Source organism: Ornithinimicrobium panacihumi, assembly GCF_052073805.1.
Classification (GTDB): Bacteria; Actinomycetota; Actinomycetes; order Actinomycetales; family Dermatophilaceae; genus Ornithinicoccus; species Ornithinicoccus panacihumi.
In genome coordinates, this window is record NZ_JBQGWG010000002.1 from 113,410 (window position 1) to 137,570 (window position 24,161).

Annotated in this window: 20 protein-coding genes; 2 read left to right on the top strand and 18 right to left on the bottom strand. The window is 70.5% G+C overall.

Features of this window, described 5'->3' with window-relative positions; all coding sequences use genetic code 11:
• Positions 1 to 120 precede the first annotated feature (120 nt).
• Complete coding sequence (locus tag ACTMMA_RS02655) at positions 121 to 2,115, top strand: PhoX family protein (protein ID WP_441188552.1); 1,995 nt, start codon at positions 121 to 123, stop codon at positions 2,113 to 2,115.
• 87 nt (positions 2,116 to 2,202) lie between these two features.
• Positions 2,203 to 3,693: a sensor histidine kinase gene (locus ACTMMA_RS02660; RefSeq protein ID WP_441188553.1), complete on the top strand. Its 1,491-nt coding sequence runs from the start codon at positions 2,203 to 2,205 to the stop codon at positions 3,691 to 3,693.
• An 11-nt stretch (positions 3,694 to 3,704) separates the two neighbouring features.
• Here the strand turns inward: ACTMMA_RS02660 and ACTMMA_RS02665 are convergent, their stop codons facing one another.
• From ACTMMA_RS02665 to ACTMMA_RS02750, 18 genes are all read right to left on the bottom strand, one after another.
• Complete coding sequence (locus ACTMMA_RS02665) at positions 3,705 to 4,589, bottom strand: universal stress protein (protein WP_441188554.1); 885 nt, start codon at positions 4,587 to 4,589, stop codon at positions 3,705 to 3,707.
• Between the two features lie 164 nt (positions 4,590 to 4,753).
• Entirely contained in the window at positions 4,754 to 5,407 is a 654-nt protein-coding gene (locus ACTMMA_RS02670; protein ID WP_441188555.1) for a response regulator, read from the bottom strand.
• On the bottom strand, positions 5,408 to 6,469 hold the full coding sequence (locus tag ACTMMA_RS02675) for a polyprenyl synthetase family protein (protein WP_441188556.1): 1,062 nt from the start codon (positions 6,467 to 6,469) through the stop codon (positions 5,408 to 5,410).
• A complete protein-coding gene (gene nuoN, locus ACTMMA_RS02680; RefSeq protein WP_441188557.1) occupies positions 6,466 to 8,004 on the bottom strand; it encodes an NADH-quinone oxidoreductase subunit NuoN in 1,539 nt (512 codons plus the stop codon). The genes ACTMMA_RS02675 and nuoN overlap by 4 nt, the downstream gene beginning before the upstream one ends.
• Positions 8,004 to 9,533, bottom strand: coding sequence for an NADH-quinone oxidoreductase subunit M (locus ACTMMA_RS02685; RefSeq protein WP_441188765.1), 1,530 nt, complete (start codon positions 9,531 to 9,533; stop codon positions 8,004 to 8,006). Before ACTMMA_RS02685 ends, nuoN begins: the two co-directional genes overlap by 1 nt.
• Positions 9,533 to 11,392 (bottom strand): NADH-quinone oxidoreductase subunit L, encoded by a 1,860-nt coding sequence (gene nuoL, locus ACTMMA_RS02690; RefSeq protein ID WP_441188766.1) that lies wholly within the window; start codon positions 11,390 to 11,392, stop codon positions 9,533 to 9,535. The genes ACTMMA_RS02685 and nuoL overlap by 1 nt, the downstream gene beginning before the upstream one ends.
• A 127-nt stretch (positions 11,393 to 11,519) precedes the next feature.
• Positions 11,520 to 11,819 (bottom strand): NADH-quinone oxidoreductase subunit NuoK, encoded by a 300-nt coding sequence (gene nuoK / locus ACTMMA_RS02695; protein ID WP_441188558.1) that lies wholly within the window; start codon positions 11,817 to 11,819, stop codon positions 11,520 to 11,522.
• On the bottom strand, positions 11,819 to 12,613 hold the full coding sequence (locus ACTMMA_RS02700; protein ID WP_441188559.1) for an NADH-quinone oxidoreductase subunit J: 795 nt from the start codon (positions 12,611 to 12,613) through the stop codon (positions 11,819 to 11,821). The genes nuoK and ACTMMA_RS02700 overlap by 1 nt, the downstream gene beginning before the upstream one ends.
• Positions 12,610 to 13,326 carry an NADH-quinone oxidoreductase subunit NuoI gene (gene nuoI / locus ACTMMA_RS02705; protein WP_441188560.1) on the bottom strand — a complete coding sequence of 239 codons (717 nt, stop codon included), beginning with the start codon at positions 13,324 to 13,326 and terminating at the stop codon, positions 12,610 to 12,612. The genes ACTMMA_RS02700 and nuoI overlap by 4 nt, the downstream gene beginning before the upstream one ends.
• Positions 13,319 to 14,743, bottom strand: coding sequence for an NADH-quinone oxidoreductase subunit NuoH (gene nuoH, locus ACTMMA_RS02710; protein ID WP_441188561.1), 1,425 nt, complete (start codon positions 14,741 to 14,743; stop codon positions 13,319 to 13,321). Before nuoH ends, nuoI begins: the two co-directional genes overlap by 8 nt.
• Positions 14,740 to 17,205, bottom strand: coding sequence for an NADH-quinone oxidoreductase subunit G (locus ACTMMA_RS02715; RefSeq protein ID WP_441188562.1), 2,466 nt, complete (start codon positions 17,203 to 17,205; stop codon positions 14,740 to 14,742). Before ACTMMA_RS02715 ends, nuoH begins: the two co-directional genes overlap by 4 nt.
• Positions 17,202 to 18,512, bottom strand: coding sequence for an NADH-quinone oxidoreductase subunit NuoF (gene nuoF / locus ACTMMA_RS02720; RefSeq protein ID WP_441188563.1), 1,311 nt, complete (start codon positions 18,510 to 18,512; stop codon positions 17,202 to 17,204). The genes ACTMMA_RS02715 and nuoF overlap by 4 nt, the downstream gene beginning before the upstream one ends.
• Positions 18,509 to 19,423 carry an NADH-quinone oxidoreductase subunit NuoE gene (gene nuoE / locus ACTMMA_RS02725; RefSeq protein ID WP_441188564.1) on the bottom strand — a complete coding sequence of 305 codons (915 nt, stop codon included), beginning with the start codon at positions 19,421 to 19,423 and terminating at the stop codon, positions 18,509 to 18,511. Before nuoE ends, nuoF begins: the two co-directional genes overlap by 4 nt.
• Positions 19,420 to 20,787 carry an NADH-quinone oxidoreductase subunit D gene (locus ACTMMA_RS02730; RefSeq protein ID WP_441188767.1) on the bottom strand — a complete coding sequence of 456 codons (1,368 nt, stop codon included), beginning with the start codon at positions 20,785 to 20,787 and terminating at the stop codon, positions 19,420 to 19,422. The genes nuoE and ACTMMA_RS02730 overlap by 4 nt, the downstream gene beginning before the upstream one ends.
• Positions 20,788 to 20,849: 62 nt before the next feature.
• Positions 20,850 to 21,593 carry an NADH-quinone oxidoreductase subunit C gene (locus ACTMMA_RS02735; RefSeq protein WP_441188768.1) on the bottom strand — a complete coding sequence of 248 codons (744 nt, stop codon included), beginning with the start codon at positions 21,591 to 21,593 and terminating at the stop codon, positions 20,850 to 20,852.
• A gap of 104 nt (positions 21,594 to 21,697) precedes the next feature.
• Entirely contained in the window at positions 21,698 to 22,252 is a 555-nt protein-coding gene (locus ACTMMA_RS02740; protein ID WP_441188565.1) for a NuoB/complex I 20 kDa subunit family protein, read from the bottom strand.
• Between the two features lie 74 nt (positions 22,253 to 22,326).
• Entirely contained in the window at positions 22,327 to 22,692 is a 366-nt protein-coding gene (locus ACTMMA_RS02745; protein WP_441188566.1) for an NADH-quinone oxidoreductase subunit A, read from the bottom strand.
• Between the two features lie 91 nt (positions 22,693 to 22,783).
• On the bottom strand, positions 22,784 to 24,076 hold the full coding sequence (locus tag ACTMMA_RS02750; protein WP_441188567.1) for a geranylgeranyl reductase family protein: 1,293 nt from the start codon (positions 24,074 to 24,076) through the stop codon (positions 22,784 to 22,786).
• Between the last annotated feature and the right edge of the window lie 85 nt (positions 24,077 to 24,161).

Genomic DNA, 24,161 nt, shown 5'->3' on the forward strand with positions numbered 1-24,161 from the left:
CCGCCGTCAACTGTTCACAGTCACGTCGCCGACCGCGTCACCCGGGAGGCCTAGCGTCACGGGCGAGCCGGGGGTCCCGCCCCGGGTGATCGACGTTGACCGACGAAGCGAGGAATCCACGTGTCTGCCCCCACCGCGCCGCGCCGCACCCTGCTGCCGCTGAGCGTCCTGTCCCAGCACCTGACCAACCGCAGCGCCAAGACCTGCCAGTACCGCTGTGGCGACCAGTGCTCCCAGCCGGTGCCGAACACCTCCGCCAACACCTACTTCGGCGACATCGTCGCCGCCTCCGTGTCTCGCCGCTCCGTCCTGCAGGGTGCCGCCGGCACCGCCGTGGTCACCTCCCTGGCGTGGGGCACCGCCGAGCAGGCCGTCGCCGCGCCCGGCAAGGGCAGGGGCGGCAAGAACCTGGCCGGCTTCGAGCCGATCGCCCCCACCCCCGCCCACGTGGACGACCTCGTCGTGCCCGAGGGCTACGACTGGGCCCCCGTCATCTCCTGGGGCGACCCGGTCGAGGCCGGCGCGCCCGCCTTCGACGTGCACAACCAGTCGGTCGAGGCGCAGAAGAAGCAGGCCGGCTACAACGCCGACTACCTCTCGCTGCGTCGCGGTGGCAAGGGCAACAACGGCGCCAACAAGGGCCTGATCGTCTTCAACAACGAGTACACCAACCCCGAGCTGATGTTCCCCGGCTACGACGAGGCTGCCGGCCCGACCGCCGAGCAGGCCGCGATCGAGATGGCCGCCCACGGCATGACCATCGTCGAGGTCGCCCGCAAGGGACAGTTCGCGCCGTGGACCTACGACAAGAACGGCGCGCGCAACCGTCGTATCCACGCCTGGACCCCCTTCGCCGTCAGCGGTCCCGCCGCCGGTCACGACGCCCTGAAGACCTCTGCCGACCCGACCGGCCGGACCGTCCTGGGCACGCTGAACAACTGCGCCGGTGGCGACACCCCCTGGGGCACCACCCTCTCCGGCGAGGAGAACTTCCACCAGTACTTCAACGCCACCGGCGCCGAGGACCCCGAGGGCAAGCTGGCCCGCTACGGCATCTCCGCCTCCGGCCGTGGCTGGGAGCAGGCCGACGAGCGCTTCATGATCACCTCCGAGCCCAACGAGGTGAACCGCTTCGGCTGGATCGTCGAGATCGACCCCGACGACCCGAACTCCACCCCGGTCAAGCACACCGCGCTGGGCCGCTTCAAGCACGAGGGCGCCACCATCCGCCTCGCTGCCGACGGCCGCGCCGTGGCCTACATGGGTGACGACGAGCGCTTCGACTACGTCTACAAGTTCGTCTCCAAGGGCCGCTACCGCCAGGGCGACAAGAAGCACAACATGACCCTGCTGTCCGAGGGCGACCTCTACGTGGCCAGGTTCACCGGTGACGGCTTCGAGGACGGCATCAACGACGGCACCGGCGAGTGGATCGGCCTGGTCGTCGACGGCCGGTCCAAGGTGCCCGGCATGTCCGTGGCCGAGGTCCTCATCTGGACCCGTCTGGCCGCCGACAAGATGGGCCCGACCAAGATGGACCGCCCCGAGGACGTCGAGCCCAACCCGCACACCGGCAAAGTCTACGCGGCGATGACCAACAACACCCGTCGCGCCCCGTCGCAGATCGACGAGGCCAACCCGCGGGCGAACAACAAGTTCGGTCACGTCATCGAGTGGACCGAGGACGGCAACGACGCGGCCGCCCTCACCTTCACCTGGCAGATCGTCCTCATCGCCGGCCGTCCGGAGGACCCGTCGACCTACTTCTACGGCTACGACAAGTCGCTGGTCTCCCCGATCAGCTGCCCGGACAACGTGGCCTTCGACAGCCAGCCCGACCACCTGTGGCTCGCCACGGACGGCGCCCCCGGCACCATCGGCACCTGCGACGGCATGTTCCTCATGCCGACCGCCGGTGAGGACAAGGGCAAGGTCCAGCAGTTCCTCTCCGTGCCGGCCGGCGCCGAGTGCTGCGGCCCCGTGGTCTCCTGGGACGACCGTTCGGTGCTCGTCTGCGTCCAGCACCCCGGGGAGGGCCTGCCGAGCAACTATCCCTACCTGGGCGACAGCGTGCCGCGCCCCGGCGTCGCGCACGTCTACCGCTCCAAGCGCTGACCCGACGCGGGCCCTGCCCGCCTCCTCGTGCCCGTCGTGGCGTGGCCTCCCGGCCACCGCCACGGCGGGCACTAGCGTTGGGTCATCATGAGCTCCCACTCCGACACCCTGGCGCTGCTGCACGCCGCGCAGGAGCTGAGCACCATCGACGACGTCGGGGAGCTGCTGCGGCGCTCGCTGCGGATCGTCCGCGCCATGACCGGTGCCGGGGTGACGCTCTTCGGCGTCGACGACGAGGCGCACCCGGGCTGGTTCTCCCACGTGCTCAGCGAGGGGATCGACCGCTCGGACGACACGGCCGAAACTCTGATGGCCGGTCACGAGGACCCGCGCTTCGGGGTTCGCGTGCAGATGCCCGTCGTGGTCGGCGGCACGGAGTTCGGCACCCTGCTGGCCACCGGGTGGGAGCGCGAGCCGGACGCCCGGGACCGGCTCATGGTGGAGGCCATCGCCACGGCGCTGGGCCCACGCCTGGAGTCGGTGCGGCAGCGTCGCGTGGGCGCCCTGCACCAGCAGGTGGCCGAGACGGTCTGGGAGCTGGACCGCACCCTCGTCGACGCGGTCGACCTCGAGGTCACCCTCCCCCTGCTGGCCGCCCGCGTGCGGGAGCTCAGCGGCGCCCGGAGCGTGGCGCTGGTGGCCCCCGGCCCGCAGGGCAGCCAAAGGCTGCTCGCCGGCGCCGGGAGGGAGGTCTCAGCGACCCTCACCGAGCTCGAGGCCGACGTGCACGAGGCGCTGGCCGGCAGGCAGGAGCAGCACTGGACCACCGCGCCGCCGGACCCGCAGGAGCAGAACCCGCGCCCCCGCTGCACCTCCCTGGTGCCGCTGGACACCCGGGACCGCTCCTCGGTGGTCATGGTCGTCAGCGAGTGGCGCCCCTTCCCCGGAGTCACCCAGCAACAGGTCCGTGACGCCCTCAGCGTCCTGGCCCTGCACGCCTCGCTCATCCTGGACCGCGAGGAGGGGGAGCGGGAGCACGACCTCCTCACCCTCCTGGAGGACCGCGACCGCATCGCCCGCGACCTGCACGACCTGGTCATCCAGCGGCTGTTCGCCGTCGGTCTCACCCTCCAGGGAGCCAGTCGCCGCGCCACCGTGCCGGAGGTCAAGGAACGCCTCGAGGGAGCCGTCTCCGAGCTGGACCAGACCATCCGGGACATCCGGGCCACCATCTTCGAGCTGCGGCACCGTCCGGACGCGGGCAGCTTCCGGGCCGACCTGCGCCAGCTCGTGGAGTCCTACGCGCCGACGCTCGGCTTCGCCCCCCTGATCGAGCTGGTGGGCCCGCTGGACTCGGTCGCCGACGACGAGGCCCAGAGCCAGGTGCTCATGGTGGTGCGTGAGGCGCTCTCCAACGTCGCCCGGCACGCCAGGGCGTCCTCGGTGGTGGTCCAGGCCGTCGCGGACGCCGACAACCTCAGGATCAGCGTGCGGGACGACGGCGTCGGCATCCCCGCCGAGACCGCCCACAGCGGCCTGGGCAACGTCCGGGCGCGGGCGCACGAGCGTGGTGGAGACGTCGAGCTGCTGCGGGTCGAGCCGCACGGCACCGAACTGCGGTGGTGGATCCCGGTCTAGCCGGACCGCCCTCAGACCACCGCGACCGGGCAGGCGGCATACTCCACGAGCGCGCACCCGCGTGAGCCGCGGGGCACCACCACGAGCTCGGCCTGCTGGGCGTGCTCGAGCAGCGCGGCGACGGGATGCCGGTCGGTGGTGATCGACCGGATCTCGACACCCGGGTAGACGGAGGCCCACTCCCCCAGCACCTCCGCCAGCTCGCGCTCGGCGGCCGCGGCGTGCTCGGCCCAGACGTCGGCGATGCCCCTGCCCTCGAGGGCGGCGGTGGCGTCGACGGACCAGGCCAGGACGGCGACCAGCGGCCGGCCTTCCCGGTCCGCGCGGGCCATCGCGAGCGAGAGCGCCCGGTCCCGACCGGCGCGCGCGTCCTCGGCCCCGAGGAGATAGGTCGTGCCGTCGTGCCCGTGGCCGGGCAGGGTGGCGTCCACGACGACGGGTGCTGCGGGCGACAGGTTCTGACCCATCCAGCCCGGTGGCACGACCACCGTCGTCGGGCCCGCCTCGTGCACCAGCGTGCGCGCGGTGGACCCCAGGCTCAGCTCGGTGAAACCACCGGCCCCGCGACGACCGACCACGACCATGCTGGTGCCGACGCCGCCCGGCGCGAGATCGTGCTCGTGGGCCGACCTGAGCAGCCCGGTCGCCGGCCCCTCGCTGCTCACCTCGGTGACGGGGACGGCGTCGGGGTCGATCCTGGCCACGAGCGAGACCGCCCGGTCCACGGTCGCCCGACCGGCGGCCTCGCTGGTGCGTCCCCCCGTGTCGTGCACGAGGACGAGGGGCGCGGCGGAAGAGCTTGCCTCCGCCGTGGCCCAGGCGATCGCCGCGGCATTGTGCCGGGAGCCGTCCACGCCCACCAGCACCGCTCCCGGGGCCTGGACCGTGGCGCTCATCTCGCCCCTTCTCCCTGCTGTGATCGTGGCTTGATCCCAGCCTGCCACGCCCCGACGCGTGGTAGTAGAGGCGGGGGTCCGGACTCTGGGGGGACCAAGGTCCCGACCGAGGCGTGTCTGGCTCCGCGACGCGCGGGGATGAGGGCCGCGGGGAGGTGGCGGCGCTACTTGTCGAAGAGCTTGGCGCCCAGCACGGCGGCCTGGGTGCGGCGCTCCAGCCCGAGCTTGGCCAGCAGGCTGGTGACGTAGTTCTTCACCGTCTTCTCGGCCAGGAAGAGGCTCTGGGCGATCTGCCGGTTGGTCATGCCCTCGGAGATCAGCTCCAGGATCCGGCGCTCCTGGTCGGTGAGCAGGGCCAGCCGGTCCGCCTCGGGGTCGCCGCGCCGCAGCCGGTCCATGACCTTGGTGACCAGGGAGGGATCCAGCAGGGAGCGGCCCCCGGCGATCGAGCGGATGCCGTCGACGAGGTCGGTGCCCGCGATCTGCTTGAGGACGTAGCCGTCGGCGCCGGCCATGATCGCCGCGAACAACGCCTCGTCGTCGTCGTAGCTGGTCAGGATCAGCGCCCGGATGGCAGGGTTCTCGGCGCGCACGTCACGGCAGACCTCGACCCCGGACCCGTCCGGGAGCCGCCCGTCGAGGACGGCGACGTCGGGCGCGAGCTCGACGATCTGCCGGGTGGCCTCCACAGCACTGCCGGACTCGCCCACGATCTCCAGGTCCGGCTCGGCCGAGAGGAGGTCGTGCAGACCACGACGCACCAGCTCGTGGTCGTCGAGCAGGTAGACGCGGATCGTGGTGTCGCTGGGCTGGCTCATCTAGCTCGAGCGTAGCGCGACGCCGTCGACGAGGGCGTGCAACGCGTCGACGACCGGCCCGGCGGGCAGCCCGTCCAGCAGCGCCCTGGCCTCGTCCGCGACGCGCTGGGTGTGCTGCTGGGCCTGGGTCATCGCCGGGTGGGCGCGCAGCAGCTCCAGGGCCTCCTCGACCTCGGCGGCCTGCGTGATCGGGCCCCGCGTGAGGGTCAGCAGCCGCTCGTCGGCGGGGTCCTCGGAGGTGCGCGCGTAGAGGACCGGCAGGGTGGCCTTGCCCTCGCGCAGGTCGGTGCCCGGGGTCTTGCCGGAGGTGGTCGCCAGGGACGCGACGTCGAGCAGGTCGTCGGCCAGCTGGAAGACCACACCGATCTTCTCGCCGAAGGCGGTCAGGGTGGCGACCGTGCGCTCGTCGCATCCGCCGAACATCGCGCCGTAGCGCGCGGCGGTGGCGATCAGCGCGCCGGTCTTGTCGGCGAGGATGCCCAGGTATGCGGTGACGGCGGCGGGGTCGTCGGCGTCACCGGCCAGCGCGGTCCCGTCGACCTCACCCACTCCGCCCTCGGTCTGACGGTCGTCGCGGATCTGGCCCGAGCACAGGCGCACGAAGGTCTCCGCCTGGATCTTGACGGCCTCCGGCCCCAGGTCGGCCACGACGGCCGAGGCGGTGCCGAAGAGCAGGTCGCCGACCAGGATCGAGGTGGCGTTGCCGTAGCGGGAGTTGGCGCTCTCCACGCCCCGGCGCAGGTCCGCCTCGTCCATGACGTCGTCGTGGTAGAGGCTGGCCAGGTGGGTCAGCTCGACCCCGACCGCGGCGTCCACCACCTGAACGTTCCAGCCCTGACCGACCTCGCTGGACAGCAGGGTCAGCAGCGGGCGGAAGCGCTTGCCGCCGGCGTTGAGCAGGTGGGCGTTGGCCTCGGCGATGAAAGGGTCGTCGTGGTCGACGACCTCGTGCAGGCGGGCCGTGACCGCCGCCATGCCCTCGGCCACTCGCGCCTGCAGCGCCTCGTCGATCCCGGGGATGGTGGGGACGACGGGCGCTGCAGGGGTGTGCGGCAAGGTCACCGGAGGAAGACCGCGGTGCTCTGCGCCAGGTCGAGCAGCGGGCTGGGCATGATGCCCAGGCCCAGCGTCACGGCCAGGCCCACGACGATCGCGAAGGTCGTCAGCAGGGACGGGCTGGCCACGACGGTGTCGCCGCTCTCGTCACCGAGCCACATCTGCACCACGAGCTTGAAGTAGATGTAGGCGGTGACGGCGCTGGCCAGCACACCGATGACGGCCAGCCAGGCGTAGCCCTGGTTGATCGCCGCGGCGAAGACCGCGAACTTCCCGGTGAAGCCGGAGGTCAGCGGGATGCCCGCGAAGGCCAGCATGAGGAAGGTGAAGGCGGCCGCGACCCACGGGGCCCGCTTGGCCAGGCCGGACCACTGGCCCACCTGGCTGGCCTCGGTGCCCGAGGAGCGGACCAGGGCGACGATCGCGAAGGCCGGGATGGTCATGAAGCCGTAGGCGAACAGGTAGAACATCGTCGAGGAGATGCCCGACTGGTCGATGGCGATCAGACCGGTCAGCACGAAGCCGGCGTGGGCGATCGAGGAGTAGGCCAGGATCCGCTTGACGTCGGTCTGGACGATGGCCATGAGGGCGCCGACCACCATGCTCAGCGCGGCGATGACGGCCAGGATCGGCTGCCAGTCCAGGCGGGCACCCTCCAGCGCGACGTAGAAGACGCGCAGCATGGCGCCGAAGGCGGCGACCTTGGTGCAGGCGGCCATGAAGCCGGTGACCGGGGTTGGGGCGCCCTGGTAGACGTCCGGGGTCCAGGCGTGGAACGGGACGGCACCGACCTTGAACAGCAGGCCGACCGCGACGAGCATCAGGCCGGGGACGAGCAGGCCGTCCATGCCGACGTTGGCCGACACCGCGGCGGCGATGTCGCCGAAGCGCATCGAGCCGGCGTAGCCGTAGAGCATGACCGCGCCGAAGAGGTAGAAGGCGGAGCTGAAGGAGCCCAGCAGGAAGTACTTCAGCGAGGCCTCCTGCGAGAGCAGGCGACGGCGGCGGGCCAGGCCGGTGAGGATGTAGAGCGGCAGGGAGAGGATCTCCAGGGCGATGAACAGCACGAGCAGGTCGTTGGCGCTGACGAAGAGCATCATGCCGCCGACGGACAGCAGGGTCAGCGGGAAGACCTCGGTGGTGGTGCCACCGTGGGCGCCTGCGTAGGCCTCCTCGGCCGAGCCGGGGACCGAGGCGCCGGCCTGGGTGAAGGCGTCCGCCTGCTGGCCGCCGAAGCGCTCGGCCATGACGAGCAGGCCGATGAGGCTCAGCAGGAGGATGAGGCCCTGCAGCACCAGCGCGGGGCCGTCGAAGGAGACGGCCTCGGCGGCGGTCATGCCCTGGTTGTCCGGGCCAAGCACGACGAGCGCGACGAAGGCCAGGGCCAGGGTGACGACGGCGAGCGGCAGCTGTGCCGCATACCGGCTCCCGCGCCCCAGGAAGCCCTCGAGGAGGACGCCGATCAGACCGCCGACGAAGACGATGATCATCGGCAGGAGCGCCACGTAGTTGATGGCGGGCGGGGTGAAGATGTCGTTCATCAGCGGCCACTCCCCTTCGCGGTAGCGGTGTCGACAGCCGGAGCGGGGTCGCTGACCCCGACGTGCTGGAGGGTCTGCTGCACGGCGGGCTCGAGGACGTCGAGGACCGGCTTGGGGAAGAAGCCCAGCAGGAGGAAGGCGGCGATGATCGGGGCGACCACCAGCTTCTCGCGACCGGTCATGTCCGGCACCGCCTCGATCGCCGGGGCGGGCCCGGTGGCGACGCGCTTGTACATCCACAGGATGTAGCCGGCCGACAGGATCACGCCCATCGCGGCCAGGACGCCGAGCCAGGTGTGCCGCTGGAAGACTCCGACGATCACGAGGAACTCGCTGATGAAGGAGTTCAGACCGGGCAGCGCCAGGCCCGACATGCCGGCGAACAGCAGCGAGCCGGCGATGAGCGGGGTGACCTTCTGCCAGCCGCCGAAGTCGGCGATGTCGCGCGAGCCGCGGCGGGCGATCAGCATGCCGGCGACGAGGAACAGCCCGGCGGTGGTGAAGCCGTGGTTGACCATGTAGAGCGCGGCGCCGGTCTGGCTGATCGTGGTGAAGGCGAAGATGCCCATCACGATGAAGCCGAAGTGGCTGATCGAGGTGTAGGAGATCAGGCGGAGCATGTCGCGCTCACCGATGGCCAGGAAGGCGCCGATGACCATCGACAGCAGGGCCAGGCCCAGGATCACCGGGGTCGCCCACTGGCTGGCCTCGGGGAAGAAGGACAGGCAGAAGCGGATCATGCCGTAGGTGCCGACCTTGTCCAGCACGCCGACCAGCAGCACCGAGGTGGCCGGGCGGGCCTGCTCGGCGGCCAGCGGCAGCCAGGTGTGCACCGGCCACATCGGCGCCTTGATCGCGAAGGCGATGAAGAAGCCGAGGAAGAGCCAGCGGCCGGCCTCGACCGGCAGGTCCAGGCCCATGAGGTTGGTGACCAGGAAGCCCTCGGTCCCGCGCGGGCCGGCCAGGTAGAGGCCGATGACCGCGACCAGCATGATCAGACCGCCGGCCAGGGAGTAGAGCAGGAAGACCGTGGCGGCCCGCTTGCGGCGCGACCCGCCGTAGATGCCGATCAGGAAGTAGACCGGGATCAGCATCGCCTCGAAGAGGACATAGAAGAGGAAGACGTCGGTGGCGGCGAAGACCGCGACCATCAGCGAGGCCAGCGAGAGCATCAGCGCGAAGTAGCCGTGCTGACGGCGGCCGGTGGCCGGGACGTCGTCCCAGGCGGCCAGCAGGCAGATCGGCACCAGGATCAGGCTGAGCAGGATCATCGTCAGCGAGATGCCGTCGACGCCCAGCGCGTAGGACACCCCGAACTGCGGGATCCAGGCGTGCTGCTCCTCGAGCTGGAAGGGATCGCCGGCGCCCGGCTGGAACTGCAGCGCGGCGCCGATACCGACGGCCAGCGTGACCAGCGAGAAGCCGAGGGCGACCTGCCGGACCATGGTGCTGCCCTTGGGCAGCAGGGCCACGACGAGGGCGCCGACCAGCGGCAGGACCACCAGCGTGGTCAACCAGGGGAAGTTCATCACTGCATCACCCACACTGCACCGAGGATGGCGACGACGCCGAGCAGCATCGTCAGGGCATAGGACCGGACGAACCCGTTCTGGGCACGCCGGATGAGACCGCTGGCGCCCGACAGCGCGGCGGGGGCACCGCCGACGATGCCGGCGTCGACGACGTCGCGCTCGGCCTCGACCATGGTCCGGGAGAAGGACATGGCCGGGGAGACCACGAGGGCGTCGTTGACGTCGTCCTGGTAGAGGTCGACGCGGGCGGCCTTGGTCAGCGCGTTGCCGGCCGGGGCGGTCACGGGGACCTCGTCACGGCCGTAGCGCAGCCAGGCGTAGCCGGCGCCCAGCACCATCAGCACGGCGGCCGAGATCTGGATGGCCGGGATCGGGATGATCGGCTCGGGGTGCGGGGCCTCGCCGAAGACCGGAGCAAGCCACGACGGGAAGATGCCCGTGGTCCACAGGCCGAAGCCCAGGACGACGGCGCCCACGGCCAGGATCATCATCGGGATGGTCATCACCAGCGGCGACTCGTGCGGGTGCGCCTCGTCCTCCCAGCGGGCCTTGCCGTGGAAGGTCATGAAGAACAGGCGCGACATGTAGAAGGCGGTGATGCCGGCGGTGATCAGGGTCGCGCCGCCGAACACCCAGGCCTGCCAGCCCTCGGCCGCGAAGGCGGCCTCGATGATCTTGTCCTTGGAGAACCAGCCCGAGAAGCCGGGGAAGCCGATGATGGCCAGCCAGCACAGGGCGAAGGTGACCCAGGTGATCTTGATCTTGGAGGACAGGTTGCCGAAGCGGCGCATGTTGACGTTGTCGCGCATCGCGTGCATGACCGAGCCGGCCCCGAGGAACATCCCGGCCTTGAAGAAGCCGTGGGTGACCAGGTGGAAGATGGCGAACATGTAGCCGATCGGGCCCAGGCCGACGGCCAGCATCATGTAGCCGATCTGGGACATCGTCGAGGCGGCCAGCGCCTTCTTGATGTCGTCCTTGGCGCAGCCGATGATCGCACCCATCACCAGGGTGATGGTGCCCACGATCGCCACGGCCAGGCGGGCGTCGGGGGTGGCGTTGAAGATCGCCTGCGAGCGGGCCACGAGGTAGACGCCGGCGGTGACCATGGTCGCCGCGTGGATCAGCGCCGACACCGGGGTCGGGCCGGCCATCGCGTCGCCCAGCCAGCTCTGCAGCGGGAACTGCGCGGACTTGGCGCAGGCCGCGAGCAGGAGCAGCAGGCCCAGGATGGTCAGCGTCGAGGTCGGGACCTGGTCGACGGCACCGTGGACCTCGGCGAAGCTGAACGACCCGAAGGTGGCCAGCATCAGGCCCATCGCGGTGATCATGCCGACGTCACCGAAGCGGTTGACGATGAAGGCCTTGTTGCCCGCGGAGGCGTAGGCGGGGTTCTGGTACCAGAAGCCGATGAGCAGGTAGGAGGCCAGACCGACGCCCTCCCAGCCGACGAACAGCAGCATGTAGCCGTCGGCCAGGACCAGCAGCAGCATGGCCGCCACGAAGAGGTTGAGGTAGCCGAAGAAGCGGCGCTTGTCCGGGTCGTGCTCCATGTAGCCCAGGGAGTAGACGTGGATCAGCGAGCCGACGAAGGTGATCAGCATGACGAAGGTCATCGACAGCGGGTCCATGAGGAGGCCGGCGTGGATGTCCAGGTCGCCGACGCTGCTCCAGTCCCACAGGGTCAACTGGCGCGCGCGCTCCTCGGCGCCGTAGCCCAGGAGCTGGACGATGACGAGCACGCCGACCAGGAAGCTGCCCCAGGACAGGACGGTGGCCAGCAGCGGACCCCAGGAGTTGGTCACGCGGCCACCGAAGAGCAGGATGGCGGCGCCCAGCAGCGGCAGTGCGATCATCAGCCAGCCGACGGCGGTGATCCCTCCGTCGGCAGGGAGGTACTCCCCCACCCCGATGGGGGTGGTGTCGGGAGTGGCGAGCGAAAGGCCCGCGACGGTCTCAAGCACAGACACGTTGGCTCGCTCCTTACAGCTTCAGCAGGTTGGCGTCGTCGACCGAGGCCGAGCGGCGGGCACGGAAGATCGCCATGATGATGGCCAGCCCGACCACGACCTCGGCGGCGGCCACGACCATGACGAACAGGGCGTAGATCTGTCCGTCGACGGAGCCGTGGATGCGGGCGAAGGTGACCAGGGCCAGGTTGCAGGCGTTGAGCATGAGCTCGATGCCCATGAACACGATGATCGTGTTGCGGCGGGTCAGCACGGTGATCGCGCCGATCGTGAAGAGCACGACCGACAGGTAGATGTAGGCCTGGAGCCCCATCAGCGCTCACCCTCCTCAGGGGTCGAACCGGACGTCGTGGAGGCGCCGTCGGGGAGGCGGTAGGCCTCCGGGGACTGGACCTGGCCACGGGCGACGAGCACGCGCGGCACCGACTCCTCGACGGGGCTGCCGTCGGGGGCCAGGGCCGGGGTGTCGGCCGCGTTGTGGCGGGCGTAGACACCGGGGTTGGGCTTGCCGGCGAGCCACTTGCCCGAGCGGATCTTGGCCTCGGAGGCCTCGCGCTGGGTGACCCGGGGCTGGAGCCGCTGGCGGTGGGCCAGGACCATCGCGCCCATCACGGCGATGACCAGGAGGGCGCCGAGGATCTCGAAGCCGAAGACCTGGCGCTCGAAGATCTCTCGGGCCAGGGCGGTGACGGGACCCTCGGCCTGCGCGGCCTCCAGGCCGACGGCGGCCGGCCAGTCGACGCGGGACAGGCCGAAGACCGCGGCCGCGGCGAAGGCGGCGCCGATCAGGAAGGCCCAGAATCGCTGCCCCTTGAGGGTCTCGATCATCGAGTCGGAGGCATCGACACCGACCAGCATGACGACGAAGAGGAAGAGCATCATGACCGCGCCGGAGTAGACGAAGATCTGGATGATGCCGACGAACTCGGCGTTCTGGGCGACGTACATGATGCCCAGGCTGACCATGGTCATCGCCATGCCCATCGCCGCGTGCACGGCCTTGCGGGCGAAGAGCAGGCCGAGCGCTCCGACGACGGCGGTGAGGGCCAGCACCCAGAAGAGCGCCACCTCCATGCCGTCGATCATGACCTCGGGGGCGGGAGTCATCGGGTGACCTCCTCATCGGTGGGAGAGGCGGCGGCGTCGCGGTCGCGAGCTGCCACATACTCCTGCTGGGCCGCGGTCGGACCGGTGACGGTGCCGCGGTAGTAGTCGCGCTCCTCCATGCCCTCGGCCATCGGGAAGGGCGGGGTGAGCATCTGGTCGCCGAGCGGGGCCAGCAGCTGGTGCTTCTCGTAGATCAGCGCGCCGCGGGTCGGGTCGGCCAGCTCGTACTCGTTGGTCATCGTCAGCGCCCGGGTGGGGCAGGCCTCGATGCACAGGCCGCAGAAGATGCAGCGCAGGTAGTTGATCTGGTAGACGCGGCCGTAGCGGTCGCCGGGCGAGAAGCGGGCACCCTCGATGTTGTCCGCAGCCTCGACGTAGATGGCGTCGGCCGGGCAGGCCCAGGCGCACAGCTCGCAGCCGATGCACTTCTCCAGCCCGTCCGGGTAGCGGTTGAGCTGGTGCCGGCCGTGGAAACGCTTGGCCGTGGGGAACTTGACCTCGGGGTACTCCTGCGTGGGCACCTTCTTGAACATCTGGGCGAAGGTGACGCCGAAGCCGGCCACGGGGGCGAAGAGCGAGGCGATGGGGCCGGACTCCTTCCTGCCCCCGGTCGGGTCGACCGAGTGCGTGGCCGGGGTGGCCGCCTGCTCTCGACGGGTCGGGGTGCCGGCCTCGTCCGCCGGGTCGGTGGTGGGGTCGAACTGGTCAGCCACGGCTCTCCTCCGAGTCGGTGGTGTCGGTGCTCGCGCGGGTGCTGGTGACCGGGACCGGAGCGGCCTGCTCGAGCCCCCTCTTGGGCTCGACCAGCTTCTGGCCGGGCAGCGGCGGGACCGGGAAGCCGTCGGCGAAGGGGTCGACCTCCTCCGGCACCTCCATCCGGGCCTCGCGCTCGGCGTCGCGGCGCTGGGCGTAGCGGTCCCACAGCATGATCCCGAGCACGACGAAGACGCCGATCAGGCCCAGGGTGATGATGAGCGGCAGGACGCCGGCGCCGAAGAAGCCCTCCTGGGCCGAGCGGATCATGATGACCGCGATGACCCAGGCCAGCGACAGCGGGATGAGGATCTTCCAGCCCAGGTGCATGAACTGGTCGTAGCGGACACGCGGCAGGGAGCCACGCAGCCAGACGTAGAAGAAGATGAAGCCCCACATCTTCAGGGTGAACCACAGCAGGCCCCACCAGCCCTGGTCGAACATGCCGTCACCGATGAGGCTGATCGGCCACGGGGCGTGCCAGCCGCCCAGGAACAGGGTGGTGGCCAGGCCGGAGACGGTGAACATGTTGATGTACTCGCCGAAGAAGAACATGCCGAACTTCATCGAGGAGTACTCGGTGTGGAAGCCACCACCGAGCTCACCCTCGCCCTCGGCGAGGTCGAAGGGCAGACGGTTGGTCTCGCCGACCATCGTGATGACGTAGACCACGAAGCTGAAGAACAGCGGGATGACGTACCACATGGGGATGCCCCAGAAGAACGTCTCGGTCTGCTTGGCCACGATCTGGCTGGTGGACATCGAGCCGGCGTAGAGGAAGACGGCGACCAGGGCAAGACCCATCGCGATCTCGTAGGAGATCACCTGGGCGGTGGAACGCAGACCGCCCAGCAGCGGGTAGGTCGAGCCGGAGGACCAGCCGGCCAGCACGAAGCCGTAGGCGCCGACACCGGCGACCGCCAGCACCAGCAGCACCGCGACCGGGGTGTCGGTCAGCTGCAGCGGCGTGGTGTGGCCGAACATCTGCACGTCGCCGCCCAGCGGGATGATCGCGAAGGAGACGAAGGCCAGCGACGCCACCAGCAGCGGCGCCAGGATGAACATCAGCTTGTCGGCCGCCTTGGGCGTCACGTCCTCCTTGAGGAAGAGCTTGGCGCCGTCCGCCGCGGTCTGCAGGATGCCGATCGGGCCGAACCTGTTGGGGCCCGGACGCTGCTGCATCCGGCCGATCACGCGGCGCTCGAACCAGATGACGATGACGACCGAGATCAGCAGGTAGAGGAAGAGGAACATCGCCTTGACGAACGACAGCCACATGGGGGTGTCGCTGAAGTCGGCCACCGGCAGGTCGTCGGTCGCGACGGTCGTCCCCGCGAGCAACAGCTCGGGGTATGCGGTCAGCAGGGTTGCGCTCATGCCTCACCTCGGGGGTCGGACGGGGCGGCGGAGATCTGCACGACGGCGCCCGCGTCCGCACCGAGCGTGGCGCGGACCGTGGAGCCGGTCGAGTTGGTGGGCACCCAGACGACGCCGTCCGGCATCTCGGTCAGGACGACCGGGAGGGTGATCTGCCCACGCTCGGTCGCCACGGTGACCGAGGCGGTCTGAGCGGCGGGCACCGCCAGGCCGATCCCCTCGGCGGTCGCGGCGGACAGGCGGGCGACGGCCGCCGGGGCAGTGCCGGCCAGGAAGGGCTCGCCGTCCTGCAGCGAACCGGCGTCCAGCAGGTGGTGCCAGGTGGCCAGCACGGCCTGGCCCGCGCCGACCGAGGCCGGGACGGCGGGCTGGACGTTGGGGGCGGCCGGGCGGGTGGCCTCGGCGCGCTCGCCGAAGCCGGCGATCTCGTGCCGGACCTCGCTCAGCGTGCCGGTGCCCAGGTCGACGCCGAGGGCGCCGGCCAGGCGGTCCAGGACCACGTGGTCGGAGACCGAGGCGGAGTCGATCGCCCGCTCGAAGGGGCGCAGACGGCCCTCCCAGTTGACGAACGAGCCGGCCTTCTCCTGCTGCGGGGCGACCGGCAGGATGACGTCGGCGAACTCGTGGACGTCGGTCTCGCGGACCTCGAGGCTGACCACGAAGGCGCTGGCCAGGGCTCGCCGGGCCAGCTCCGGGTCGGGGAGGTCGTCGATCTCGACGCCGCCGACGACCAGGGCCGCCAGCTCGCCGGAGGCCGCGGCCTCCAGCATCGCGGTGGTGTCCCGGCCGGCCGGGGAGACGAGGTCGCCACCGGGCAGCAGGTTGGGCATCGCGCCGGCGTCGATCGCGCCGCGCTCACCGGCGCGACGGGGGATCCAGGCCAGCGAGGCTCCGGTGGAGTCGGCCAGCTCGGCCGCGGCGGACAGGGCACCGGGCGAGGTCGCCAGGCGCTCCCCCACCAGGATGACCGCGTCGCCCGAGAGCGAGCCGGCGGCTGCCGCATACCGCTCGTCGCCGTTGTTGGAGCCACCGGCCAGGGCGCGCAGCACCTCGGCCTCGGTCCCCGGCGCGGCCGCGAGCAGCGTGCCGCCGAGCTTGGTCAGGCCGCGCGTGGCGAAGGGCGCCACCGAGAAGACCTGGGTCTTGTTGCGACGCATGGCCTTGCGCAGGCGCAGGAAGACGATCGGGCTCTCGTCCTCGGGCTCGAAGCCGACGAGCAGGACCGAGGAGGCCTTCTCGAGGGTTGCGTAGCTGATGTCGCGGACACCGGCCACGCGGGAGGCGAGGAACTCGGCCTCCTCCTGGCTGTGCGGGCGGGCGCGGTGGTCGATGTCGTTGGTGCCCAGGGCGGTGCGGGCCAGCTTGGCGTAGGCGTAGGCGTCCTCGACGCTCACCCGGCCACCGACCAGGACCCCGACGCGGCCGGCGGCGGAAGTCAGCCCGGCCGCGGCAGCCTCGTAGGCCTGCTTCCAGGCGACGACGGCGTAGGCACCGTCGGCGCCGCGGACCACGGGGTCGCGCAGGCGATCGCCGAGCGTGGGGTAGGTGAAGGCCCAGCGGCCCTTGTCGCAGTTCCACTCCTCGTTGACCTGGCCGTCCTCGAGGGCCATCCGGCGCAGCACGACGCCGCGGCGGTGGTCGGTGCGGATCGCGCAGCCGGAGGCGCAGTGCTCGCAGACGCTGGGCGTGGAGACCAGGTCGAAGGGGCGCGAGCGGAAGCGGTAGGCCGAGCCGGTCAGCGCGCCCACCGGGCAGATCTGGACGGTGTTGCCCGAGAAGTAGCTCTCGAAGGGCTTCTCCTCGTAGATGCCGACCTGCTGGAGGGCGCCGCGCTCGATCAGCGCGATGAACGGGTCTCCGGCGATCTGGTCGGAGAACCGGGTGCAGCGCGCGCACAGGACGCAGCGCTCACGGTCCAGGAGGACCTGGCTGGAGATGTTGATCGGCTTGGGGAAGGTCCGCTTGACGTCGTCGAAGCGCGAGGTCGGGCGGCCGTCGGACATGGCCTGGTTCTGGAGGGGGCACTCGCCGCCCTTGTCGCAGACCGGGCAGTCCAGCGGGTGGTTGATGAGCAGCAGCTCCATGACGCCGGTCTGGGCCTTGTCGGCCACGGCGCTGGTGTGCTGGGTGTTGACGACCATGCCCGGGCTGACCGTGAGCGTGCAGGACGCCTGCGGCTTGGGCATCGGCTTGACGTTGCCCTCGCGGTCGGGGGTGGCCACGTCGACCAGGCACTGGCGGCAGGCGCCGACCGGGTCCAGGAGCGGGTGGTCGCAGAAGCGCGGGATCTGGATCCCGATCTGCTCGGCGGCCCGGATGACCAGGGTGCCCTCGGGCACCGAGACCGGCACGTCGTCGATGGTCAGCTCGACCATCTTCACGTCGGGCTCGTCCGGGATCGAGGCGTCGCCGCCGTCGGTGACGGCGTTGCCGCCGGCTGCGGGAGAGGTGGAGGTGGTCATGCGGGCTGGCTCTCCTTCGCGAACAGGGTGGAGCGCTCCGGCGGGAAGGATTCGTACCACGGCGTGTGCATGGCCTGCTCGAACTCCTCGCGGAAGTACTGGATGGCCGAGGTGACCGGGCTGGTGGCGCCGTCACCGAGGGCGCAGAAGGCCCGGCCGAGGATGTTGTCGCAGATGTCGTCCAGCTTCTCGATGTCGCCGGGCAGACCCTTGCCCTCCTCGAGGCGGTTCAGGATCTGCTTGAGCCAGTAGGTCCCCTCGCGGCAGGGGGTGCACTTGCCGCAGGACTCATGGGCGTAGAAGTCGATCCACCGGGCCACGGCGTGGACCACCGAGGTGGTCTCGTCGAAGATCTGCAGGGCGCGCGTGCCGAGCATGGAGCCCTCGGCGGCGACCGACTCGAAGTCGAGCGGGACGTCCAGGTGCGCGTCGGTGAACAGCGGGGTCGAGGAGCCGCCGGGGGTCCAGAACTTCAGCTTGTGGCCGTTGCGCATCCCGCCCGCCATGTCGATCAGCTCGCGCAGGGTGATGCCCAGCGGGGCTTCGTACTGGCCGGGGCGGTTGACGTGGCCGGAGAGGCTGAAGATGCCGAAACCGGTCGACTTCTCGGTGCCCATGTCCTTGAACCAGTCGGCGCCGTGGAGCAGGATCGGCGGGACCGAGGCGATGGACTCGACGTTGTTGACCACGGTCGGGCGGGAGTAGAGACCCGCGACGGCCGGGAACGGCGGCTTGAGGCGGGGCTGGCCGCGACGTCCCTCGAGGGAGTCCAGCAGCGCCGTCTCCTCGCCGCAGATGTAGGCGCCGGCGCCCGCGTGGACCGTGATGTCCAGGTCGAAGCCCGTGCCCAGGATGTTCTTGCCCAGGTAGCCGGCCGCGTAGGCCTCCTCCACCGCGCGCAGCAGGCGGCGGTAGACGTGGACGACCTCGCCGCGCAGGTAGATGAAGGCGTGGTGGCAGCCGATGGCGTAGCTGGTGATGACCATGCCCTCGATGAGGAACTGGGGCGCGGCCATGAGCAGCGGGATGTCCTTGCAGGTGCCCGGCTCGGACTCGTCGGCGTTGACGACGAGATAGCGGGGGCCACCGTCCGGCGGGGGCAGGAAGCCCCACTTCATGCCGGTCGGGAAGCCGGCGCCACCACGACCGCGCAGGCCGGAGTCCTTGGCCATCGCGACCAGGTCGGCCGGGTCGTGCTCGAAGGCCTTGCGCAGGCCCTGGTAGCCCTCGTTGGCCTCGTAGGTGGCCATCGTCCAGGACTGGGGGTCGTCCCAGAATTTGGTCAGGACCGGGGTCAGCACGCTCATGCTCCGCCCTCCTTGCTCGCCTCGGCCTCGGCCGTGCGGCCGTCACCGATGTCACCGTCGCCCGGCTTCTCGTCGGGCTCGTTGCTGGGGGTGTCCTGGGAGGTGTGACGACCGGCGTCGAGGCCGCCCGCCCTGCCCTCGGCGCTGGCCTCGGTGTCGGCGGCCTCGGGGGCCTGCCCACCGCTGACCGGTGCCGTCCAGCCCTTCTCGCGGGCCAGGACGGTGCCCTGGACCGAGGCCGGACCGGCGCCGACGCCCTCGTCGGCCAGACCGTCGGAGAAGCCGGCCAGGACGCGGGAGACCTGCTTGAAGGTGCACACCCGCGACGGACCGCGGGTGGGTGCCACGGGCTCGCCGGCGCGCAGCTGGTCCACGACCGCCTTGGTGGACTCCGGGGTCTGGTTGTCGAAGAACTCCCAGTTGACCATGACGACCGGCGCGAAGTCGCAGGCCGCGTTGCACTCGAGCCGCTCGAGGGTGATCTTGCCGTCCTCGGTCGTCTCGTCGTGCCCGATGCCCAGGTGCTCGCTGACCTCGTCGAAGATCTGGTCGCCGCCCATGATCGCGCACAGTGTGTTGGTGCAGACCCCGACGGTGTAGTCGCCGTTGGGGTGGCGCTTGTACTGGGTGTAGAAGGTCGCCACACCGCTGACCTCGGCGGTGGTCAGGTCGAGCTGCTCGGCGCAGAACTGCACGCCGCGGCCCGTGACGTAGCCGTCGACCGACTGGATCAGGTGCAGCATCGGCAGCAGCGCCGAGCGCTTCTGCGGGTAGCGCGCGATGATCGCCGCCGCGTCCTGGCGCAGCTGCTCGAGGACGTCCTCGGCGTAGGGCTCGTCGGAGGCGTGCAGCGGCGTCTGGTAGTGCAGCGGCGGCTCACCCTGGGTGTAGGTGAAGTGCGACTCGGTCATCGGTCTACGCCTCCCATCACGGGGTCGATCGAGGCGACGGCGACGATGACGTCGGCGACCAGGCCGCCCTCCGCCAGCGCCGAGGCGGCCTGCAGGTTGTGGAAGCTGGGGTCGCGGAAGTGCGCGCGGTAGGGGCGCGTGCCGCCGTCGGAGACCACGTGGCAGCCCAGCTCGCCCTTGGGCGACTCGATGCCGACGTAGGCCTGGCCGGCGGGGACCCGGAAGCCCTCGGTGACCAGCTTGAAGTGGTGGATGAGCGACTCCATGGACTCGCCCATGATGGTGCGGATGTGGTCCAGGCTGTTGCCCTGGCCGTCGGCACCGACCGACAGCTGGGCCGGCCAGGCGATCTTGCGGTCAGCGACCATGACCGGCTCGCCCTGGCTCGCGCGCAGGCGCGCGATGGCCTGCTCGGCGATCCGCAGCGACTGCCAGATCTCGTCGAGCCGGATGACCAGACGCCCGTAGGCGTCCATGTCGCGCCGGGTGATGACGTCGAACTCGTAGGTCTCGTAGCCGCAGTAGGGATCGGACTTGCGCAGGTCGTGCGGAAGCCCGGTCGAGCGCAGGATCGGCCCGGTGACGCCCAGCGCCATGCAGCCGGCCAGCGACAGGTGACCGACGTCGACGGTGCGCGCCTTCAGGACCGGGTTCTCCAGCAGCATCAGCTCGAGCTGGCGGATGCCGTCGCGCAGGGCGGGCAGCTCGGACTCGAGCTGGTCGAGGTGCTCGGGCAGGACGTCCTGGGCCACGCCGCCGGGGCGGACGTAGGCGTGGTTCATGCGCAGGCCGGAGACCGCCTCGAAGAAGCGCAGCAGGCGCTCACGCTCGCGGAAGCCGGTCGTCATGATCGTGGTGGCGCCCAGCTCCATACCGCCGGTCGCCAGGCAGATCAGGTGCGAGCCGATGCGGTTGAGCTCCATCATCAGCACGCGGATGTCGCTGGCTCGCTGCGGGATCTGGTCGGTGATGCCCAGCAGCTTCTCCAGCGAGAGGCAGTAGGCCGCCTCGTTGAAGATCGGGGTCAGATAGTCCATCCGGGTGCAGAAGGTGGTGCCCTGCACCCAGGTGCGGTGCTCCATGTTCTTCTCGATGCCCGTGTGCAGGAAGCCGATGCCGGCGCGGGCCTCGCGCACGGTCTCGCCGTCCAGCTCGAGCACGAGGCGGAGCACGCCGTGGGTCGAGGGGTGCTGCGGGCCCATGTTGACCACGATGCGCTCGGCGCCCAGGGTCGCGATGTCCTTGGCGATGTCGTCCCAGTCACCACCGGCGGTGGTGTAGACGGCGCCGCCGTCGACGGAGTCGGCGTCCACGCCGCCGTCGGCGTAGAGATCGCCCATGGCGTCGTCGAAGGCGGAGTCCATGTAGGCGGCGCCCTCGTCGGCGCGGGTGCCGGTGAAGGTGCCCTCCGGCTGGCCGGTGCTGGTCACTTGTAGCTCCTCCGCTGGTCGGGTGCGGGGATGGTGGCGCCCTTGTACTCGACGGGGACACCACCCAGGGGGTAGTCCTTGCGCTGCGGGTGCCCGGCCCAGTCGTCCGGCATCAGGATGCGGGTCAGACCGGGGTGGCCCTCGAAGACGATGCCGAACATGTCGAAGGTCTCACGCTCGTGCCAGTCGTTGCCCGGGTAGATGTCCACGATCGAGGGCAGGACCGGGTCCCCCTCGGAGCAGGTGGCCTCGAACCGCACCCGGCGCATGCCGTGGGTGATCGAGGCGAAGTGGTAGACCGCGTGCAGCTCGGCACCGGCGTGCTGGGGCCAGTGGACGCCGCTGACGCCCAGGCACAGCTCGAAGCGCAGTCGCGGGTCGTCGCGCAGCGCCTGCAGCAGGGCACGCAGGTGCTCGCCGGTGACGTGGATGGTCAGCTCGCCGCGGTCGACGACCACGCGCTCGACGCCGGCCTCGAAGGCCTGCGGGGCAGCGGCCTCGAGCGCGTCGACGATCTCGTCGAAGTAGCCGCCGTAGGGGCGCTCGCTCTCGCCGGGGAAGAGGACGGGGACCTGGAGGCCGCCCATGCCGCTGGTGTCGTTGCCCAGCGAGCTGCCGAACAGGCCGGAGCGGTGCGCGACCTGCACCGGCTCGCCGGAGCGGGTCAGGGTGGCCGGGACGACGCCGCCGGTCTGCGCGTTGGCCGTCGACACGTCCTGGGCATCGGACCTGGGCGGCATGTTGGCCTCGTCCATGGTCGAGCTCTGGGACGTGGGGTTCTTGTCCGGGGTCTCCGGACCGGTGGTGGCGCCGGCCTTGTCGCCGGTCTCGCCCTGCGGAGTGGTCACGCCAGGAGCCCCTTCTTCTCGTGCAGCGGGACGGCGGCCAGGGCCGCGGCCTCGGCCGCGCGGGCCGCCTGCTCGCGGTTGACGCCGAACTTGAACTCGCGGATCTGCCGCTGCAGCTCCAGGAGGGCGTTGAGCAGCATCTCCGGCCGCGGCGGACAGCCGGGCAGGTAGACGTCGACCGGCACGATGTGGTCCACACCCTGCACGATCGCGTAGTTGTTGAACATGCCGCCGGAGCTGGCGCACACGCCCATCGAGATGACCCACTTGGGGTTGGGCATCTGGTCGTAGACCTGGCGCACGACCGGGGCCATCTTCTGGGACACCCGGCCGGCGACGATCATCAGGTCGGCCTGGCGCGGGGTGGCGGCGAAGCGCTCCATACCGAAGCGGGCGATGTCGTAGTCGGGGGTGCCGACGGCCATCATCTCGATCGCGCAGCAGGCCAGGCCGAAGGTCGCCGGCCACACCGACTGCTGGCGCATCTGGCCGATCAGGCCCTCGACGGTGCCCAGCATGATGCCGCCGGGAATCTTGTCCTCAAGACCCATCGTGTCTCACCGAATCCTTCCGCCGGCGCGGGCGACCTGCCCACGGACCGGCACCACTGCATACCGGATGCTCATCAGTCCCACTCCAGTCCGCCGCGGCTCCACTCGTAGACGAACGGCACCGAGACCACGACGAGGAACAGGAGCATCGCGAGCACGGAGAAGAGCCCGACCTGGTCGAAGGCGACCGCGAACGGGTAGAGGAAGAGCACCTCGACGTCGAAGACGATGAAGAGCATCGCCGTCAGGTAGTACTTGATCGGCACCCGGCCGCCCTCGTGCGCCTGGGGCGTGGGCTGGATGCCGCACTCGTAGGCCTCGGCCTTGGCGCGGTTGTAACTCACCTTGCCGAGCAGCCCACCCCCGAACACCGAGCCGAAGGCGAAGAGGAGTCCGAAGAACAGGAAGAAGATGACCGGCAGATACGGGTGGTAGTCCATCAGTGCCAGTGCTCCTTTCGGGGCGTCAAGGGCGCAGGGCACGCCAAGGTCGACGTGGGGCGCACAGCAATCCTAGGGGTCCGGTGGCCGCTCATGCTGCAGGGGTCATCCTGCTCAGCGCGTTGATCACGCGGTCGTCCAGCCCACCGCCGCGTTCCTGCGGCAGGTTGGCCATGATCTTCATGAGCAGATGCATCAGACGGGTGCGCGGCAGGCCGTACTTGACCGCCAGGCGCATGATCTCCGGCTTGCCGATGAGCGTGGCGAAACCGCGCCCGAGGTTGTAGTAGCCGCCCAGCGAGCTCTTCATCACCGAGGTGTAGGAACGCAGCACGGCCTCGCGCTCGCCGGCGGTCGGGCGGGCCAGGGCCGAGGCGATCACCTCGGCGGCGTGGCGGCCGGCCTCCATCCCCTCGCCGATACCCTCGCCGTTGAAGGGGTTGATCATCCCGCCGGCGTCGCCGACGAGCAGCATGCTGCGGTCGTAGAGCGGCTGACGGTTGAAGCACATGGGCAGGGCGGCGCCGCGGATGGGGCCCTGCTGGGTCTCCTCGGAGATCTGCCAGTCCTCCGGCATGGTGCGGACCCAGCGGCGCAGGATGTCGCGGTAGTCGACCTTGCCGAAGGCCTCGGAGGTGTTGAGGATGCCCAGGCCGACGTTCATCGTGCCGTTGCCGGTCGGGAACAGCCAGCCGTAGCCGGGCATGAGGATCTTGCCGCCGTCGTCGCTCTCGGTCCACAGCTCCAGCCAGGACTCGAGGTAGTCGTCGTCGTGGCGGGGCGTCTCGTAGTAGGCACGGACCGCCACCCCCATCGGGCGGTCGTCGCGCTTGGGCCGGTCCATCGCCAGGGACAGGCGGCTGGAGTTGCCGTCGGCCGCGACCACGACGGGGGCGCGGAACTCGCGGGTCTCGCCGGTGGCCCGGCCGTCCTCCCCCATGACCTTGGCGGTGACGCCGCAGATGTGTCCGCGCTCGTCCAGGATCGGGTCCTGGACGTTGGTGCGCTCCAGCAGGCGCGCGCCGCGCGACTCGGCGTGGCGGGCGAGGATCTCGTCGAGGTCCATCCGGGTGCGGACCAGGCCGTAGCCGGGGAAGGTCTCGTTGGCGGGCCAGTCCATCTCCAGGCGGACGCCGCCGCCGATGATGCGCAGCCCCTTGGTGCGGTGCCAGCCGTCCTCCTCGCGGATCGACACGCCGACGTTGATGAGCTCGCGCACCGCGCGTGGTGTCAGCCCGTCGCCGCAGATCTTGTCGCGGGGGAAGGAGGACTTCTCCAGCAGGAGCACGTCCAGGCCGTGCCCTGCGAGGTAGGCGGCGGTGGCGGAGCCTCCGGGCCCTGCGCCGACGACGATCACGTCGGCGTTCTCGACCTGCAGATTCACGGTGTACGCGCCTCGCTTGTGCCAGATGTCACGATCTTCGTCAGTCTAGGCCTGCCCCAGGGGTGCGCCTGGTCAGGGGAGACTT